The organism is Nodosilinea nodulosa PCC 7104 (assembly GCF_000309385.1).
Classification (GTDB): domain Bacteria; phylum Cyanobacteriota; class Cyanobacteriia; order Phormidesmidales; family Phormidesmidaceae; genus Nodosilinea; species Nodosilinea nodulosa.
This window is the reverse complement of the sequence record NZ_JH976537.1, coordinates 5,498,978-5,515,361: the sequence shown is the minus strand read 5'-3', so window position 1 is coordinate 5,515,361 and position 16,384 is coordinate 5,498,978. Positions and strand designations below refer to the sequence as shown.

General features: G+C 59.5%; 16 protein-coding genes, 1 tRNA gene and 1 riboswitch. Of the genes, 12 read left to right on the top strand and 5 right to left on the bottom strand.

Annotated features, from left to right (window positions below; all coding sequences use genetic code 11):
- The first annotated feature begins 77 nt into the window (after positions 1 to 77).
- The 4 genes from psbZ to LEPTO7104_RS0125520 all read left to right on the top strand — a co-directional run bounded on the left by psbZ (position 78) and on the right by LEPTO7104_RS0125520 (position 1,902).
- The gene (gene psbZ / locus LEPTO7104_RS0125535; RefSeq protein ID WP_017301429.1) at positions 78 to 266 is read left to right on the top strand and encodes a photosystem II reaction center protein PsbZ; all 189 of its coding nucleotides are present in this window, start codon (positions 78 to 80) and stop codon (positions 264 to 266) included.
- 13 nt (positions 267 to 279) lie between these two features.
- Positions 280 to 855, top strand: coding sequence for a 6,7-dimethyl-8-ribityllumazine synthase (ribH, locus tag LEPTO7104_RS35320; RefSeq protein WP_051158538.1), 576 nt, complete (start codon positions 280 to 282; stop codon positions 853 to 855).
- Positions 856 to 955: 100 nt separating this feature from the next.
- Positions 956 to 1,027 (top strand) — tRNA-Gly (locus LEPTO7104_RS0125525).
- 203 nt (positions 1,028 to 1,230) lie between these two features.
- Positions 1,231 to 1,902 carry a MarC family protein gene (locus LEPTO7104_RS0125520; RefSeq protein WP_017301427.1) on the top strand — a complete coding sequence of 224 codons (672 nt, stop codon included), beginning with the start codon at positions 1,231 to 1,233 and terminating at the stop codon, positions 1,900 to 1,902.
- 68 nt (positions 1,903 to 1,970) lie between these two features.
- Here LEPTO7104_RS0125520 and LEPTO7104_RS0125515 read toward each other — a convergent pair whose 3' ends face one another.
- A complete protein-coding gene (locus LEPTO7104_RS0125515) occupies positions 1,971 to 3,119 on the bottom strand; it encodes a pyridoxal-phosphate-dependent aminotransferase family protein (protein WP_017301426.1) in 1,149 nt (382 codons plus the stop codon).
- A gap of 451 nt (positions 3,120 to 3,570) precedes the next feature.
- Between LEPTO7104_RS0125515 and LEPTO7104_RS0125510 the strand changes: the two genes are divergently transcribed.
- From LEPTO7104_RS0125510 to LEPTO7104_RS40415, 5 genes are all read left to right on the top strand, one after another.
- Positions 3,571 to 7,956, top strand: a complete 4,386-nt coding sequence (locus tag LEPTO7104_RS0125510; RefSeq protein ID WP_071527306.1) for a tetratricopeptide repeat protein — start codon at positions 3,571 to 3,573, stop codon at positions 7,954 to 7,956.
- A gap of 192 nt (positions 7,957 to 8,148) precedes the next feature.
- Positions 8,149 to 8,373, top strand: coding sequence for an addiction module protein (locus LEPTO7104_RS0125505; RefSeq protein WP_017301424.1), 225 nt, complete (start codon positions 8,149 to 8,151; stop codon positions 8,371 to 8,373).
- 31 nt (positions 8,374 to 8,404) lie between these two features.
- Positions 8,405 to 8,821: a hypothetical protein gene (locus LEPTO7104_RS0125500; RefSeq protein ID WP_017301423.1), complete on the top strand. Its 417-nt coding sequence runs from the start codon at positions 8,405 to 8,407 to the stop codon at positions 8,819 to 8,821.
- A gap of 771 nt (positions 8,822 to 9,592) precedes the next feature.
- Positions 9,593 to 9,880, top strand: a complete 288-nt coding sequence (locus tag LEPTO7104_RS35315) for a hypothetical protein (RefSeq protein ID WP_017301422.1) — start codon at positions 9,593 to 9,595, stop codon at positions 9,878 to 9,880.
- A 453-nt stretch (positions 9,881 to 10,333) separates the two neighbouring features.
- The gene (locus LEPTO7104_RS40415; RefSeq protein ID WP_155523776.1) at positions 10,334 to 10,930 is read left to right on the top strand and encodes a hypothetical protein; all 597 of its coding nucleotides are present in this window, start codon (positions 10,334 to 10,336) and stop codon (positions 10,928 to 10,930) included.
- A gap of 32 nt (positions 10,931 to 10,962) precedes the next feature.
- Here the strand turns inward: LEPTO7104_RS40415 and LEPTO7104_RS0125485 are convergent, their stop codons facing one another.
- A complete protein-coding gene (locus tag LEPTO7104_RS0125485; protein WP_017301420.1) occupies positions 10,963 to 11,205 on the bottom strand; it encodes a hypothetical protein in 243 nt (80 codons plus the stop codon).
- A gap of 202 nt (positions 11,206 to 11,407) precedes the next feature.
- Between LEPTO7104_RS0125485 and LEPTO7104_RS0125480 the strand changes: the two genes are divergently transcribed.
- A complete protein-coding gene (locus LEPTO7104_RS0125480) occupies positions 11,408 to 11,908 on the top strand; it encodes an ureidoglycolate lyase (protein WP_017301419.1) in 501 nt (166 codons plus the stop codon).
- Between the two features lie 88 nt (positions 11,909 to 11,996).
- Here the strand turns inward: LEPTO7104_RS0125480 and LEPTO7104_RS0125475 are convergent, their stop codons facing one another.
- From LEPTO7104_RS0125475 to LEPTO7104_RS0125465, 3 genes are all read right to left on the bottom strand, one after another.
- Positions 11,997 to 12,389 carry a DUF1636 domain-containing protein gene (locus tag LEPTO7104_RS0125475; protein ID WP_040697560.1) on the bottom strand — a complete coding sequence of 131 codons (393 nt, stop codon included), beginning with the start codon at positions 12,387 to 12,389 and terminating at the stop codon, positions 11,997 to 11,999.
- 82 nt (positions 12,390 to 12,471) lie between these two features.
- Positions 12,472 to 12,909, bottom strand: a complete 438-nt coding sequence (locus LEPTO7104_RS0125470) for a hypothetical protein (RefSeq protein WP_017301417.1) — start codon at positions 12,907 to 12,909, stop codon at positions 12,472 to 12,474.
- A gap of 116 nt (positions 12,910 to 13,025) precedes the next feature.
- A riboswitch (cobalamin riboswitch) is annotated at positions 13,026 to 13,229 on the bottom strand.
- Between the two features lie 171 nt (positions 13,230 to 13,400).
- On the bottom strand, positions 13,401 to 13,718 hold the full coding sequence (locus LEPTO7104_RS0125465) for a hypothetical protein (RefSeq protein ID WP_155523775.1): 318 nt from the start codon (positions 13,716 to 13,718) through the stop codon (positions 13,401 to 13,403).
- Positions 13,719 to 13,957: 239 nt separating this feature from the next.
- On the opposite strand from LEPTO7104_RS0125465, the gene LEPTO7104_RS0125460 reads away from it, so the two are divergent.
- Both LEPTO7104_RS0125460 and LEPTO7104_RS0125455 read left to right on the top strand, forming a co-directional pair.
- Positions 13,958 to 15,289, top strand: a complete 1,332-nt coding sequence (locus LEPTO7104_RS0125460; RefSeq protein WP_017301415.1) for an aminopeptidase P family protein — start codon at positions 13,958 to 13,960, stop codon at positions 15,287 to 15,289.
- 114 nt (positions 15,290 to 15,403) lie between these two features.
- Positions 15,404 to 16,165 carry a response regulator transcription factor gene (locus LEPTO7104_RS0125455; RefSeq protein WP_017301414.1) on the top strand — a complete coding sequence of 254 codons (762 nt, stop codon included), beginning with the start codon at positions 15,404 to 15,406 and terminating at the stop codon, positions 16,163 to 16,165.
- Positions 16,166 to 16,384: the final 219 nt, after the last annotated feature.

The window sequence follows — 16,384 nt, the reverse complement described above, 5'->3', positions numbered from 1 at the left end:
TAACCTGGGCTAGGGCTACTCGCCGGGTTGCCTACCGCCGTCTCCGCTGCTGTGTTTGAGAGAGCAAAGATAAACCAATGGTAATTCTGTTTCAACTCGCGCTGTTTGCCCTGGTGCTGATGTCTTTTGTGCTGGTGGTGTATGTGCCCGTAGCCTACGCCTCTCCCCAAGACTGGGATCAGTCTAAGCGGCTGATTCTGTTTGGCTCTGTGATCTGGGGTGCGCTGGTGGTTGTCGTTGGCGGCCTCAACTACTTTGTGGTGTAGATACTAATTATTTATGGCGGTATTTGAAGGCACGTTAGTTTCCACAGGGTCTCCCCGATTTGCCATCGTGCTGGGCCGATTCAACGATCTAGTTACGGGCAAACTGCTGGAGGGCTGTCAAGACTGCCTCAAGCGTCACGGTATCGACGTTAACCCCGAGGGCACTCAGGTCGACTATGCCTGGGTGCCCGGTAGCTTTGAGATTCCGCTGGTGGCGCGGCAGCTTGCCCTCAGCGGGCGCTATAACGCCATTATTTGCTTGGGGGCCGTCATTCGCGGCTCCACCCCCCACTTTGATTATGTGGCGGCAGAGGTGGCAAAGGGCATAGCGGCGGCGGGCTTTCAGACTGGGGTCCCCATTATCTTTGGCGTCCTCACGACCGACACCCTCCAGCAGGCCCTAGAGCGGGCTGGCATCAAAGCTAACCACGGGTGGGACTACGCCATGAGCGCTCTGGAAATGGCCAGCCTCATGGATGGGATCCACTCGGCGCTGGGCAGCGGCAGCGGTAACGGTGCCGCCCGTCTGGGGCCTGGAGTTGCGGTGTCAGCACAGCCGGTCATTGCCCCCGATGCTGGCTCTGTGTAAGCTCGAACAAATTCAAAAAAATGTTGACATAGTCACACTTTTTTGAGATTCTAGATAAAGTCAAAACCAGCTGATGGTTGTTTTCAGGTCTGGTTTTTGTGCGGGTATAGCTCAGTGGTAGAGCGTCACCTTGCCAAGGTGAATGTCGCGCGTTCGAATCGCGTTACCCGCTTATTAAGGTTGAATCTGTAGGTCTTTGCCAAGGCTCCCTGTTCCAGCAATGGGGCTGGCTTGACTTGGCCAAGCGTTCGATAACTAGGGCCAGGTCGCCGGGGGACGAACGGTATTGAGCTGTGTTCAGAGTTTTCCTGTCGACAAAAAATTTCCATCTGGTCCAAACGGCGCTAGATTTTAGAAAATTTCCCAGGCGACCCTATGCCCGTTGTTTTGCCGCTGTTTGCCAAGGCCTTTTTGACCCTGTTTGTCGTCATTGACCCGGTGGGGCTGACGCCGCTTTACCTGGCCCTGGTGAGCGATCGCACCGAAGAGGAGCAAACCCAAATTGCCACCCGAGCCGTTGTCGTTTCTGCCGCTATTCTGCTGGTGTTTGGGCTGACGGGGGCCTACGTGCTGCACAACCTGGGCATTAGCCTGCAAGCCTTTCAAATTGCGGCGGGGGTGCTGCTGTTTAAGATTGCCCTCGACATGATTTTTATCCACCAGGAGCGAGAGACCGAGGCCGAAGCCGAAGAGGCCGAGGCGCGGCAGGACGTGAGCGTCTTTCCTTTGGCGATTCCGCTGATTGCGGGGCCGGGCAGTTTGGCCAGCATTTTGGTGCTGTCGCGGGAGTCAACCAACTACTACCTGGGTCTGAGTGTGGTGCTGGCGGCGGCTGGGGTCGTTTTGATCCTGTGCTATATCTTTTTGCTGCTGTCGCAGCCCCTGGGCAAGCTGCTGGGCCAGATCGGCATCAACGTGGTCACCCGCGTGCTGGGGGTGCTGCTGGCGGCCCTGGCGGTGCAGTACATGCTCGACGGGTTGCTCAGCGTGCTGCAGCTGCCGCCTGCCCAGGCCTTTGGCATTGATATCGAGCCGCTGGACTCATAAAAACTCACAAAAAAATGCCCCAGGGTTTTTGAAAAACTCTGGGGCATGCAATCACAAGAAACTGGTCTCTACGCCAGCAGCACCTGCCCGGCGGCGGCTACCCCGGCCCCAGGGGTGAACTGGTCGAAGCCCAGGTGGGTGAGGGTGGCCTCCAGCGATGCAATGGCGGTGAGCACGTCGCGATCGCCCACAAAGCCCAGGTGACCAATCCGAAAGATCTTGCCCTTCAGGTGGTCCTGGCCTCCGGCCAGGGCAATGTCAAACTGCTTTTTCATCACCGAGCGAATTTGCTCGGCCTCTACCCCCTGGGGCATGACGGCAGTGATCGCCGGGCTGGCGCAGTCGTCGGCCCCAAACAGCGGCAGGTTGAGGGCAGCCATGGCGGCGCGGGTGGCTCGCTTCTGGCGATCGTGGCGGGCAAAGATGGCCTCCAGCCCTTCTTTTTGAATCATTTGCAGCGCCGCCTGGAGGGCAAAGAACATGTTTACGGGCGGCGTAAAGGGGGTCGTATTTTTTGCGGCCCCTTTGCTGTAGGGCTTGAGGTCGAGGTAGTACTTGGGCAGGGTCGCCGTTTCGTAAGCTTCCCAGGCCTTGGCGCTGACGCTGACGAAAGCCAGACCGGGCGGAATCATGTATCCCTTCTGGGAGCCAGACGCCACTACATCCAGGCCCCATTCATCGACAGGTACGGAGCAAGCCCCCAAACTGGTCACCGCATCGACGATGATCAATGCGCCGTGGGCCTTGACGTGACGGTTGATGGTTTCCAGGTCGTTGAGTACCCCCGTGGAGGTCTCACTGTGGGTAATAATCACCGCCTTGATTTCCTTAGCGGTATCGGCCTCCAGGGCCGTTTTGAAGTCATCGGGGTTGAGGGGCTTGCCCCACTCGGCGGTGATTTCTTGGGTATTGAGACCGTAGGCGCGGGCCACGTCGCCCCAGCGCTCGCCAAACTTGCCGTTGTTGCCCACCAGCACCTTATCGCCCGCGCTGAGGAAGTTGATAATGCCCGCTTCCATGGCCCCGGTGCCGCTAGCGCAGAGCACCAGCACGTCGTTTTGGGTCTGGTGCAGCCACTTGAGGTTTTCGGTGACTTCGGCCATTAGGGCGCTAAATTCGCCGCTGCGGTGGCCCATGGGGTGCTTGGCCATGGCCAACAGCACCTGCTCTGGTACGGGGGTCGGCCCCGGAATCATCAGCATCAACTTGTTATCCATGCCTTACTGCCCAACTCTGCAATCAACGAAACAAACCTCCAGCTTACCAAGTAAGGATGGGAGGTTTTGCATTTCTTCGCGGTGTCGTAAGAACTGTCAGGGGATTTTAGATTTTGGATTTCGGATTTAGATGTGGCTGGTGGATCTAGGGCCAGGGTGATTTTCAGGGCAGTTCAGCAATTGTCGAAGATATAGCATTTCTCAACCAAGTGAGGTATGCCAATGATGAGATCTGATCCCCCAAGTCTCTCGCCGTCAACGGTTGATCATGTGTCCCTCCTTAATAAGGAAGGTAGGGGGGATCATCTCGATGCACCTCATCCGTATGGAAAATGCTGTAAGTGGCAAAGCTTTCCGGAAAGCGGTCGGCTATCTTGGTGGTAATTAGGTAGCTTAGGCATAAATCTGGCTATTTGGGCTGAGTCGGCACTTTATCGGGCATCACCAGGGTATGAGTGATCACATCTTTATTTCTCACTCGACTAGGGACGACGATACGGTTAGACGGCTGCGGGAAATATTGGAGGCCCACGGGCAGATATCCTGGGTGGATTCCCGTGAGCTGACGGGGGGAGACGCGCTGACGGACACCATCAAGCATGCCATTCGCACGGCGCGGCATTTCCTGGTTGTAGTCAGCCTGGATGCCCTCGACTCAAACTGGGTGCCCGACGAGATTGATCTGGCGCTGGAGACGGCAGCGCAGCGATCGGACGGCTATAAGGTGATTCCGGTTGTTTTGCCAGGAACGCGACAAAACATTCTCAAGCGCTACTTCCCCAACGACCCGCTCTACATTTTTGTGGAAGAGGGACCGACCGGACTGAACGAGGCCATTCCCAGAATCGCGGCGGCACTGGGGCTACAGCTGCCTAACGACTGGCGATCGGGGCAAATCGTCGAGGTTGAGCCCGTTGCAGAACTGCTGCTAGAGCTGAAAAATCCGCAAATTGTCGAAAGCGCTGGCGTCAGGCGTGCTACCGCTACTGCCGAACTCACCTATCTCCCTGCCAGCAACAGTCGCGCCATCACCAGCCGCCAGTATCATTTCACCGCTCCGCTGGGGCCGGTAGAGCTAGAGGAAATTCGCTGGTACATCGAGCGGTACTACCAGTGGCCTACAGGTGTCTTTAAACAGCGGGCAACGCAGACCGAAGCAGCATTACCTCGGTGGGGCCAGGAACTTTACCGGGCCGCTACAATCGCGGACTCTGCCCGAGAACCGTTAGAAGAATGGAAGCGTACCAGGGGCGATCGCCGCTTTTCTGTGCAGGTAGATGGCGAACCCCCAGAGGGCACCCCCAACGAAGAAGCGGCCAAAGTGCGCGAAGCGGCTAACGACCTGCTCTCGCTGCCCTGGGAAATTTTGCACGACGGCGATGGCTACCTCTCCCAGGGGGCCAACGGGGTGCGGGTGCGGCGGCGACTGCCCAACCGCAAGCGCACAGAAACCCTGCATGCTGACCTGCCCATTCGGGTGCTGCTGATCAGTCCTCGGCCAGAAGTGGATGAGGACGGTCACGCTGTCGGCTACATCGACCACCGCATCAGCGCCAAAGCCCTGGTGCAGGCGGTGGAGGAACTGGGGGAAGACCTGGTGAAGGTGGATCTGCCCTCCCCGCCCACCTTTTCAGCGATGAAGGATGCTCTGAAAAAGGCCAGGGAAGAAAACGACCCCTACGAAATCGTCCACTTCGATGGCCACGGCGTTTATGACCGCCGGGTGGGGCTGGGTGCCCTCTGTTTTGAAGACCCCCGCGACAGCGACAAGCTGGGCCAGCGGCTGCTTAAACTCATCCATGCCCCAGAGCTGGCGGCGGAGCTGAGGCACTACGGCGTGCCGCTAATTTTTCTAGAAGCCTGCCAGACTGCCCAGGCCACCGCCGACCCGATGGCCTCCGTCGCCGCCCGGCTGCTGGAAGAAGGGGTGGGGTCTGTGGTGGCGATGAGCCATTCGGTGCTGGTGGAAACCGCCCGCCGCTTTGTGGAGCCCTTTTACCGCACCCTGGCGGAGGGCAAACGGGTGGGGGATGCCATGCTGGCCGGGCAGGAAGCCCTCTATGGCGACCCGGATCGGGGCAAAATTATGGGGGCGGGCAACCTGGAGCTGCAAGACTGGTTTGTGCCGGTGCTCTACCAGGATGAAGCCGACCCCCAGCTGTTTACCGTCATCGTGGGGGAAGCGGCTGCCAGACTACAGACTGAGCGGCGACAGAAACAACTGGGCCAGCTCCCCCCAGAACCCGAGCACCACTTCGTCGGTCGCAGTCGCCAGCTGCTGCACCTGGAGCGCTTGCTACAGCAAGAACCCTACGCCGTAATTCGCGGCAGCGGCGGCCTGGGTAAGACGGCTCTGGCCACAGAGCTGGCCCGCTGGCTGGTACAGTCGGGCCGATTTGGGCGGGCGGCCTTTGTCAGCGTGGAGCCGCAGAACGTGCAGGATGTGAAGGGGGTGTTGCAGGCGATCGGTGGGCAACTGGTGCCGAACTATCTGGTGGCCCAGTACGGCGACGACCAGACCCAAGCCCTGCAGCCCATCGAACGCGCCCTGCGGGACTTCTCCACGGTGATCGTGCTCGACAATATGGAGAGCGTGCTGCCCGATAGCGAAGGCAACAACCCCGCTGGTGTGGCGGATGTGACGGAGCTGCTGGCCCTCTGTCAGAAATTTCTCGCTGCCGATAGCCGCTGCCGCCTGCTGTTCACCAGCCGCGAATCCCTGCCCGTCCCCTTTGCCAAGGCCAAATGCACCGTAGAACTGGGACGGCTGAGCGAAGTCGAAGCCATTCGACTGGTGGAGCAGGTGATGGCCCAGCACGGCTGGGAACCCCCCGCCAGCGACAACGCCACCACCCCGGAGGAGATTACCGAACTGGTGGAAACCGTGAACCGCCACCCCCGCGCCCTGGTGTTGCTGGCGAGGGAAGTGGCGAAGGGAGTGCGGGCGACGACACGAAATGTGGCGCAGCTGATGGCGCAGCTACAGGCAGAGAACCCCGGTGATAGAGAGAACTCGCTGTATGCCAGCGTGGAGCTGTCGCTGCGGCGATTGCCGGAGGCGGTGCGGGAGCGGGTGCAGCGGTTGGCGGTGGTGCATGGGGGAGCAAATGTTGTCACCTTGAGCGAGGTTCTGGGAGTCGAAGTCGAGGAAGCCCAAGCTATTGCGACCCTGCTAATCGAAGTGGGTATGGCTGAACAGCAGGAGTACACCTACCTGCGCCTCGACCCGGCTCTGCCCGCCTACCTGCAGTTGGGGCAACCCCCAAAGCACCTGGCCCAGCTCACCACCCCCTGGGCCGAGGCCATGGTGCAACTGGTCGATTTCCTGTATCAGCAATGGAGCAAGGATAGCCGACTGGCTTTGCGGCTGACGCTGCTGGAGCTGCCCAACCTGATGGCCCTGCTCGACTGGCTGGGGCAGCGGCTAGAGGCGGATAGTGACCAGGCTGAAGCAGTCAGCCAAACTGCCCGGTACATCGAGCAACTGCTGGCCAACCTGAACCGGCCCCAGGCCCTGGCACGGGCGATCGCCCTGCGGGAGCGGGCGGCGGCGGCAATGCCGGAGTGGGGCAAGGCCCGGTTTGAAAACGAGCGCTTGCAGATTGAGCGACTGCTGGAGCAGGGGCAACTGCAGGCGGCCTATGAGCAGGCCCAGGCGCTGCTGGCAAAGGCCCAGGCGGTGGGGCCAACCGCCTACCGGGGGGCGGATTATGATTTGGCGATCGCCCATTTTCTACTCGGTCGGGTGTTGAAAAACGGGGGGCAGGCGGCTCCGGCCCTGGAGCTGTTGGTCACGGCCCAGCAGCAATTTGAGGCGTTAGGGGAACGGGGAGAGCGTATGGCCTCTGTGACCCTGGCTGAACAGGCCGACTGCCTGCAGGCGTTGGGGCAGCTGGATGAGGCGGCGGCGAAGTATGAGGAAGCGATCGCCCTGTCTGAAAAGCTGGAAGACTTTCGGCAGGTGGCGGTGGGCAAGGGGCAAATGGCCACGGTGCGGATGTTGCAGGGGCGGTATGAGGATGCGATCGCCGGTTACGAAGCCGCTCGCACCCTGTTTGAACAGCAAAACGAACCTGACTCGGTTGCTCAATCCTGGCATGGGATCGGCTGGGTGCATCAAGAGGCGGGCCACTACGACGCTGCCGAAGCCGCCTACCGCCAGTCTCTGGAGATTAAGACCCGACGAGGCGATCGGGCGGGGCAGGCAAGTAGTTTGGGTCAGTTGGGGAATCTCTACGTCAGCAAATTAAACCGACCGGAAGAGGCGGTGACCTTTTACCGGCAGGCGGCGGATATTTATGTGGAGCAGGGTGACTTGCGGTACGAAGGTGTTACCCGCAACAACATTGCTAATACACTGCGCAAGCTCCAGCGGTACGACGAAGCACGGGGGGAGATTCAGCGGGCGATCGCGTGTAAGCAACCCTTTGGCCATGCCGCTTTACCGTGGACATCCTTCGACATCCTGCACGACATCGAAACCGCCACCGGCAACCCCGCAGCGGCGCGGGCGGCGTGGCAGCAGGCCCGCGATGCCTACCTGGCCTACCGGCAGCAGGGGGGCTATGCGCAAGGTGGTGGCGGCAAGCTGGTCGATCACGTTTTGGGGCTGCTGGCTCAGCAGCAGGTCGATGAAATCCAGTCGCTGTTTGCCGAGCTGGCCAACAACCCAGAAGCACCCGACTCTCTCAAGCAGCTCATCCAGGTGATGGTGGCCATCCTCAACGGCTCCCGCGACCCGGCCCTGGCCGACGACCCCGCCCTCAATTACGCCGACGCAGCAGAGGTGTTGTTTCTCATCGAGCGGCTATCGTCCCCCCAGGTACCGGGTGCCTAATTGGGCTGTGTAGCAGAGTTCACAGGTTTGCCCAGGCACCCGGTACCTCACCCGCGAACGGTAGGGTGCATTCGGCGGTAGGCAAGCTGGGCAATGAACCAATATCCATGCCCGCCAATGCACCAAAGCCAGTGTAGGTTGCATCTATAGTTGAGAGAGCCTTTTTGTCTGCCGTCCTGCCCGGTTACCACCATGGATGTCACCGCCACCCTCCAGGAAATCACCTCCCTTCCTCTTGAAGAGAGAATCCATATCGTCCAGGCCATTTGGGACAGCATTGCCGCTGAACAGGCCTACCCCGATCTCACCGATGCCCAAAAACAAGAGCTAGATCGACGAATCGACGATACCGAAGCCAATCCAGACAATGTTATGACCTGGGACGACGTTAAAGCGTCCATCAAGGGCCAGCAATGAACTATGCCCAACCCCAATCAGGAGGAACTCTATGGCACCCTGGGTCCATGACCCTCATTCAGGCGGTATTAAAGTCCCCAAAGCAGTTCAAGAGCGCACCAGACAGCGGATTTTGAGCTATGCCGAGACACACTATGTGGGCAAATATAATCGCCTCGATATTCGCTTCCGTGGCCAATTCTGCTACATCGACGCCTATGTCGAGCCGGTACTGGCTCCTGATTTTCCACCCCCAGACTTTCCCGAAACACGGGAAGAATGCCTAGAGCGGATGCGAAATAATCCGCTTCATCTGTGCCGGCTGCGCTACTTCGGCGACGAGGATAGCTGGAGCTTCGCCTTCTACACCTACAGCAACGAAAAATATGAACCCTGTTTTCTCGCAAACGGAACCTTCTACGGCACCCCAGAGGAAGCATTCACGTGTTCCGCAGTTTATCTTGAGTAAGCACCTCTGCCCTGGTGCTACAACCCAATAAGCACCAGTTCCCTCCACGCCACGCGGCTCGGTTTGGCTGATCGTAGCGTGGGTCAACCGCAGGGCGACCCACGGGGGTAAGACTTCTCCGTTTATAACTAACGCTTAAGCGATATCAACTAACGCTTAAGCAACGCCTATAGTTGGGTGCACATTTTGAGCGATCGCCCGCCCAATTCGCCCCAACCTCCGCACAAACCGCAGAAATTTTGCTCCAATTATTAGTATTGCTTAAGTCGTAGTCACTAACGCATAAGCAATAGTCCAGATTGCCTACCCGTTTTTAACTAACGCCAGGGCATTAGCGACTATCGCCCAAGTTTTAGCCCTAAACCTCCGTAGCGACGGAAACCTAACCCAGCATCAAGCAATAGGCCCGATATCGCGAGTGGTGCATTGCGGCCAAAAGCAGAGACTGTGGGGCTTTGCGCGGATTTGTGGACCGCTAATGCACCCTACGGCTGCTCATAATCTGTCGCCAAAATCCAAAGTCGCCCTACGGTTGTGTGCGATGGGCGAATGGGGTAATGTTTTTGACTAGAGTTGTTTCCGTGCAACTTCATCCCCGAACATTTGGTCGGCACTGGAAGGTGGTTGCAACACCAACCAGCGCCTAACCCGTAGACAGGTCGAAGCTGTCCACAGGCTGTGCTTATTTTGCCACCCTGCGTTAGCTCTGCGTCTTGGGGTGGCCGAATATTCGGGGATTCCTACCAACCCTTCGTGGAGGAATCCCCTCAGATGCTACAGATTCAATACTTCCTGCCGTCCCCGTTACCGGAGGCGGCCCTGCCCGTGCGGCCCGACGACATGCCCCAGCGCAGGCGCAGACGGCTGCGGCTGTACCTGGTCGGCAGCGAGACCGATACCCAGCACACCATCGACCACCTGCACCTGTACCACGCGATCGATCGCATCGAGTGGAACCCAAGCGCGATCGCCCTGCCCGCCACCGGAGTGATGATTCGCCCCGACCCCGGCGATGTGCTGCGCTACCTGCAGCGCGTTGGTCAAAGACCGGCCCCTTAGGGCCCTCGTCTATTTGGATAACCTCAGTTTGGGATAACATCTTCCCATCCTGGGAGGGGTGCCCGGAGGGCGGGGTGGGGCAAAACGATGACACCAAAGCAGCCAGCTCTTACCGATGAGCTGTTCAACGGTCGAGACTAACCCACCCCTAGCCCCTCCCAAGAGGGGACGGCGAGTCTGTTTCCAAAAAAGTGAAGCATTCCCCTTCGCTGTGCTGTTTCACCCGTGGGTCTCGTGCCTCTACCCACGCTACGCGGCTCGGTTGTGCCTGAGCGTAGCGTGGGTCAACCGCAGGGCGACCCACGGGGGGAACGGTCCATGCCGTCTCACCCGTGGGTTTTGTGGTTTCGCATCACGCTATCGCCTCAGGATGCAAGGGTATGCTGTTGGCAGGGGGTAGAGTCGCCATCGACGGTATCGTCCCTGACCCAACGTTAGGTCAACACCATCCCCATGAATCTTTCTACCCTTAATCGTCCCCTGTTTTTGGCCGCCAACTATCCCCCTCACAGGGCCTGGACGTTCTGCTCCCTCTGGGTTGGCCTGACGGTTTTAGGCTGTGGATTAGCCACAATTAGCGTCCCTGCTGGGCAAAACCTAGTCATTCCCTACGTTCTGGGAGCTGCAGTCGGTCTCTTGCAGGGGTCAATGCTGCGTTTGGGAGCTTCGGGAACGGTGCGATGGACCCTGGCCACGATGTTAGGGTTAGTGCTGAGCAGAATGGTGCGGCCCTACATTGCCTTTCACAGCAGCTTAATTATGAGTGGAGCCGTTGGGGGCCTGATAATCGGTGGTATTCAGGGGCTGGTCTTTTATACCCAGATTCCTGGCATGGCCTGGTGGGTTTTAATTCAAGTTATTAGCGGCGCGGTTAGCTGGGGGCTGGGCTGGTTTATTTTGGGTTCTGTTACCCGAGCTATCGGCCACACAACCACCGGGTTGATTTTGGCGGGCTCCGTTGCGATCGCCATGATGTGGGGTATTTCTGCCACCATGACCGCTATGGTGATGCATCGGTTGCTGGCTCTACGCCATAGTGGCCGTACGTGACAGGCTGCCCAACGGCGAGCCAATGAATCTATTCACGCCTGGCCCGCGATCGCATCAGCTAAGCGCTCCAATTCCTCCTCCAGCGTATTGGCAGGCATGGTTTCCCCAGCCTGCCGATACCAGTAGCGAGCGTTGCCATGGTCGCCCTCGACCCGATGCAGGTAGGCGTGAATCAGGCAGGAGTTGCGATCGCTATAGGGCTGCACTAGCTCGTGGGCAGCATCCCACTGCCCTGCTTTGGCCAGGGCTAACGCTCTGGCATGGTCACAGGTCATAACGCATCTTCTTCCTCGATTACGACCTTTCGTAGGGGTATAACCAGTGGCCTTTGCTACACCCTTTAGAATTAAATCTGTTGTCAGGGGAGAAAGAGCCGTGGCTGTTGGCTTCTAGCTGTGTGAAACCAACCTCATGGCGCGGGCTGCCTAATACCAGCGCAAAGCTTCTATCCTCTGCCCATTCAAAGCGAGGAGCACTATGGCCTTACCCCTGACCCTCTACCAACTCTCTGCCCAACCCATTACTGCGGCAGACTTTGCTCCCTTTGGCCAAGTCATCTTCCCCAGCCATGATGAAGCTCCCTTTGGCCCTGCCGATGCACAACTCAAGCTGGATGCTGGCATTCCCCGCTTCTACATCATGACCCTGAAAAATAGAGGCACCCGGTTTCGCACCGTTACTCGGCACCAGCGCTGCACTCAGTGCCTGGGAGCGCTGGAGGGCAAAGACTGGCTAATGGCGGTGGCTCCGCCCGGGGCAGCAGAGCAGCCCAACCCGCCATCAATTCGGGCCTTTCATATCCCCGGCAACTGCTTTATCAAGCTGGAGGTGGGCACCTGGCACGCCGGGCCGTACTTCACCCACCCCGCCGTCAGCTTCTACAACCTGGAGCTGAGCGATACGAATATTACCGACCACCAGACCTGTGATTTGGCGCGGGGGTTTGGGCTGGAGTTTGAGATTGTCGGGCGGGAGTGATGGGGTGGATGGGGTGATGGGGTAGATGGGTGATGGGTATAGATCCCACTCATCCACCCTCCCACCCTCCTACTCATCCACTCCCCCACTACCGGGCGATCGCCCCCTCCACCGCCTCAGCCACCAGCGGCGGCAGCACGTAGGCGGTGGCCTGCTTAATGGCGGGCGATCGCAGCCCGTAGGGCACCTTGCCCATCTCAGCCTCGGCGTACTGTCGGCAAAACTCGGCCAGTTCCGGGGCCGCCTGCTGGGGCGAGAGGTCGTTAAAGATAAAGGTGAGCTTGCCGGGGGCGGTGAGGGCGGCATTGCAGGCGCGATCGCAGGCGGCCATACAGCGCACCGGCTGAATCGCAATATCCTCGCTCAGGTGTTCGCTGAGCTGGTCGAGCAGGCGCTGCCCCCCGGTCGTATCTCCGCCGCCAGGCTCGGCAGCGGGAAATTTGCACAGGGCGCAGACAAATAGCGTGGGCGTTTGGGTCATTGGGTTTAGGTGAATAAAGTGATTAGCGATCGCCACCGATCTATCGGTCGAGACCGGCTGACTTAAAGCAGTAGCAGTAGATTCAGGGGGCTGGGGCGAGGTTGAACTCCGCCTGGCGAGCGCCCATTTGGCGAAAGCACTCCGGCGGCGGCACGGCCCACCCTTTTAAGTAGGTGATGTATGGGGGTGAATCACCCACCAGCAGCAAAATTACGTCCTGGGCGGGGTCATAGGCGGCAACGGCCTCCTCTAGCAGCGGCCATTGCTCGGCAGCTAAACCCTGGCGACGCCAGCAGTTCGCCAGCTCGGCCTGGGCCGCAAAGCAGAGGGTGTAGGATACGGCGGTACAGCGCCAATCCACCGCTGCGGTAACGCCCGCCACCTCGCCCACGACCATGCCCCGACCGTGCTCGACAAATCCCTGCCAGGCGGCGTGGCCGATGGGCAGCCAGTATTCGCCAATGAACAGGGGCTGCCAGTTGCCAAAGCAGCCCTGCCACACAGCATCTTGACTACGCATAGCCCTTAACCTGTGGGAGGCTGGGGGGACGCAGCGATTAAAAAGAGTCCTGGGCTACAACACTCCAGGACAGCTAAAACTTTACCAGCGGTCATCTGTACCTCGCAGATGGAATATGAGGTGAACATCCATCGGCGGGCATTCTGACTCACACGATTTTGGACTTTAGATTTGCGATTTTGGATTGATATCTGTCCAAAATCTAAAATCCAGAATCTAAAATCGGCTCACAGCTGCGGGACAGTGGCAGATTTTCACTGCGCTTTCCCCGTTTCCTTCAGCGGCTGATCCCCGCTGAAACCGACAGAGTTGCATGGTAACACCTCGGCGGTAAGACGGCGCGCAGCCGCCTGCATTCTTGACCTGCGGCGACATAGTCTGGCCCTGGTAGACTGCGGCACAGGTCCGACGACTATTGCCAATCGCAAGGGCGCAAGGGAGCTAGAGAGCCAAGCGAGCTGGCACAGTCGGCATAGTTCAGCCTTCGAGTCCTAGCGCCCCTGGGGAGCCTGGTGGCGACGGTAGGCCGCCATATAGACCACGTTGTCGCCAGCCCGGTGATCGCTGTGGCTGGCCACTAGCCCCGCCGCCTTGACCTGCTTGGCTAGGGCAAGGGGCAGGCTAGAGCCGGGCTCGGGGGGAATCCAGAGCTGCTTGAAGCTGACGTTGAGCTCTGCGTCGGGGGCCCAACCCTCTTGGCGAATCCAGCAGCGATCGCGATCGCATCGCACAACGACAAAATCTGGCACATGGTCATCTTGCCCCTTGAGGCGGACCCGAGATCCAGGACGAACTGTTAAGGAAGCCATAGCGCTGCACCTGAAATAGGCTAGCCGTTATAGACCCAACAATAGTTCATTTGAACTGATTTTTGAACTGAGCATATACAAAAAATTAATTATTGGTTTTATTTTAGGAGATGTCAGGAAGGTTTGGGGTTAACGGGTAGCGCTGGGGGGTTAACGCTACATTTAGAACTGGCGCTGCCCGCTTGTCCCAGGGCTGGTGCCCTGTGGCAGACTTAAGGAAGTTGTTGGTGCCGGTTCCTATGCCCTTTCAGACCTCTGCGCTGCCGCTAGCCCAGGTGCTTCAGGCGCGCCGCGATCGCCTGGCCGAGCTACACCCAGGGCCGGTGGTGCTGTGGTCGGGCCAGGCCGTTGCGCGCAACTTTCCGGCCAATGTCTACCCCTTTCGGGCCAGCAGCCATTTTCTGTACTTTGCGGGGCTGCCCCTGGCCAAAGCGGCCATTCACTTAGAGGGCGGTCGGCTGACCCTGTTTATGGATGACACCTCCCCCGAGGCGGCCCTGTGGCATGGCCCCACCCCCAGCCGCGAGACCATTGCCGCAGACATAGGGGCGACGGCGGCCTATCCGTACCCAGCGCTGGAAGCCCACCTGGCCGAAGCCGCCACCCTGCCCGCCCAGACCCGCGAGGCGCCCCATTCCAGCCCGGCGCTGGTCAATGCCCTGGTGGCCCTGCGGCTGCACCACGACGACTATGCCCTAGAGCAAATTGAGCAGGCGGCGGCGGTCTCCGTGGCGGCCCACCGGGCAGGCATGGCCGCGACCCAGCCAGCCACCACCGAAGCCCAGGTGCGGGCCGCCATGGAGCAGGTAATTATGGCCCAGGGCATGACCTGCGCCTACAACAGCATTGTCACCGTGCAGGGCGAAGTGCTCCACAACGAGCGGTACCACCACACCCTCGCCGCCGGTGACCTGCTGCTGGCGGATGTTGGCGCCGAGGCCCCCAGCGGCTGGGCCTCAGATATTACCCGCACCTGGCCAGTCTCGGGGCGGTTTACGGCGGCCCAGCGAGACATTTACGGTGCAGTGCTGGCCGCCCACGACGCCTGCATTGCCGCCGCCCAGCCGGGGGTAGAGTACCGCGACCTGCACCTGCTGGCCTGCCGCACCCTGGCGGCGGGGTTAGTCGATCTGGGGCTGCTCAGGGGCAACCCCGACAGTCTGGTCGAGCAGGATGTCCACGCCCTCTTTTTTCCCCACGGGGTAGGCCACCTGCTGGGACTAGACGTGCACGACATGGAAGATCTGGGGGATGAAGCGGGGTACGCGCCGGGGCGGGTGCGCAGCGATCGCTTTGGGCTCAAGTTTCTGCGGCTCGATCGGCCCTTGTCGTCCAATATGGTCGTCACCATCGAACCTGGGTTTTATCAGGTACCCGGCATTTTAGGCCCGGCCCGGCAGTCAGGCCAGTATGGCGATAGCGTCAACTGGGATCGCCTGGACGCTTTTCAGGGGGTGCGCGGCATTCGCATCGAAAACGATGTCCAAATTACCCCCACCGGCTGCACGGTCCTGACCGAGGCGCTCCCCACCCGGCCCGACGCCATCGAGGCCCTGGTGGGAGGCCTTTAGCGACCCGGGCGAGTGCCTGGGTACCCAGAGTTTATAAAGTCTTAGCTTTCCTGGGGCTATTCACCCCTCTAGTGGGCTGATATGATTGCAGTGAGCAGTTTTTAACCGTTCCCTATGGATTCTGTAGATCTCGCAGCCCAGGCTCAGCCGAGCTTGAGGGTTGGCTTAGGTCGAGTATTGGTAGTTGAAGACGAAGAACTGATTCGAGAGACGGTCGCCCTGGGGCTGGCCGAGGAAGGATTTGATATTTTAATAGCCGAGGACGGCCTCACTGCCCTGGACATGCTGGGGGGCACCTCTGTATCGAGTCGCACCAATCGCCCAGAGATCAACCTGGTGGTGCTCGACCTGATGCTGCCCGGCATGAATGGGCTGGACCTGTGCCGACTGCTGCGCCACCAGGGAATTGACGTGCCGATTCTGGTGCTCAGCGCCAAGGGCACCGAGACGGACCGGGTGGTAGGGCTAGAAATTGGCGCCGACGACTACCTCACCAAGCCCTTTGGCATGCGAGAGCTGGTGGCCCGCTGTCGGGCGCTGCTGCGGCGGCAGCGGGGCAAGTCCACCGCCGAAAAAGACAACGTGCTCAAGTTTGGAGATATTGCGCTGCACCCCCAGGAATGCCGCGTTTTTCTCAAGGGCGAGGAGATCAACCTCTCCCCGAAAGAGTTTCGGATTTTAGAAATGTTCATGGGACAGCCCCGGCGGGTGTGGTCGCGGGATCAGATCATCGACCAGGTTTGGGGCCACGATTTTATGGGCGACAACAAAACCGTGGATGTCCATATTCGCTGGATTCGCGAGAAGCTTGAGGCGGATCCCAGCCACCCTGAGTACCTCAAAACGGTGCGGGGCTTTGGCTATCGCCTGGGCTAGGCGACATTTTGCGGCAGTCTTTAGTCGTGGCCGCTGCCGGAGGCGGCTCCCAGGCTCTATGCAATCTGTGTAAACAGGGGCGGAGTGCTCACCCCGGTGCTGTTTAACTTCAGCAACAAATAAACCCTTCCCCGACTTTCTCGTTTAGCCTAAAGAGGCAGGGGCTGCAAAGTAGGGCTGCGCGCCAGGGTTTAGATCGTGGCCGCTGGCTGCTGAAGG

Excerpts from the sequence above, each read along its gene's own strand:
- LEPTO7104_RS0125480 (WP_017301419.1), top strand. The coding sequence starts at position 11,408 with ATGGCCTTACCCCTGACCCTCTACCAACTCTCTGCCCAACCCATTACT.
- LEPTO7104_RS35315 (WP_017301422.1), top strand. The coding sequence starts at position 9,593 with ATGCTACAGATTCAATACTTCCTGCCGTCCCCGTTACCGGAGGCGGCC.
- LEPTO7104_RS0125460 (WP_017301415.1), top strand. The coding sequence starts at position 13,958 with ATGCCCTTTCAGACCTCTGCGCTGCCGCTAGCCCAGGTGCTTCAGGCG.
- LEPTO7104_RS0125515 (WP_017301426.1), bottom strand. The coding sequence starts at position 3,119 with ATGGATAACAAGTTGATGCTGATGATTCCGGGGCCGACCCCCGTACCA.
- ribH (WP_051158538.1), top strand. The coding sequence starts at position 280 with ATGGCGGTATTTGAAGGCACGTTAGTTTCCACAGGGTCTCCCCGATTT.
- LEPTO7104_RS0125465 (WP_155523775.1), bottom strand. The coding sequence starts at position 13,718 with ATGGCTTCCTTAACAGTTCGTCCTGGATCTCGGGTCCGCCTCAAGGGG.
- LEPTO7104_RS0125475 (WP_040697560.1), bottom strand. The coding sequence starts at position 12,389 with ATGACCCAAACGCCCACGCTATTTGTCTGCGCCCTGTGCAAATTTCCC.
- LEPTO7104_RS0125510 (WP_071527306.1), top strand. The coding sequence starts at position 3,571 with ATGAGTGATCACATCTTTATTTCTCACTCGACTAGGGACGACGATACG.
- LEPTO7104_RS40415 (WP_155523776.1), top strand. The coding sequence starts at position 10,334 with ATGAATCTTTCTACCCTTAATCGTCCCCTGTTTTTGGCCGCCAACTAT.
- LEPTO7104_RS0125470 (WP_017301417.1), bottom strand. The coding sequence starts at position 12,909 with ATGCGTAGTCAAGATGCTGTGTGGCAGGGCTGCTTTGGCAACTGGCAG.
- LEPTO7104_RS0125455 (WP_017301414.1), top strand. The coding sequence starts at position 15,404 with ATGGATTCTGTAGATCTCGCAGCCCAGGCTCAGCCGAGCTTGAGGGTT.
- psbZ (WP_017301429.1), top strand. The coding sequence starts at position 78 with ATGGTAATTCTGTTTCAACTCGCGCTGTTTGCCCTGGTGCTGATGTCT.
- LEPTO7104_RS0125520 (WP_017301427.1), top strand. The coding sequence starts at position 1,231 with ATGCCCGTTGTTTTGCCGCTGTTTGCCAAGGCCTTTTTGACCCTGTTT.
- LEPTO7104_RS0125505 (WP_017301424.1), top strand. The coding sequence starts at position 8,149 with ATGGATGTCACCGCCACCCTCCAGGAAATCACCTCCCTTCCTCTTGAA.
- LEPTO7104_RS0125500 (WP_017301423.1), top strand. The coding sequence starts at position 8,405 with ATGGCACCCTGGGTCCATGACCCTCATTCAGGCGGTATTAAAGTCCCC.
- LEPTO7104_RS0125485 (WP_017301420.1), bottom strand. The coding sequence starts at position 11,205 with ATGACCTGTGACCATGCCAGAGCGTTAGCCCTGGCCAAAGCAGGGCAG.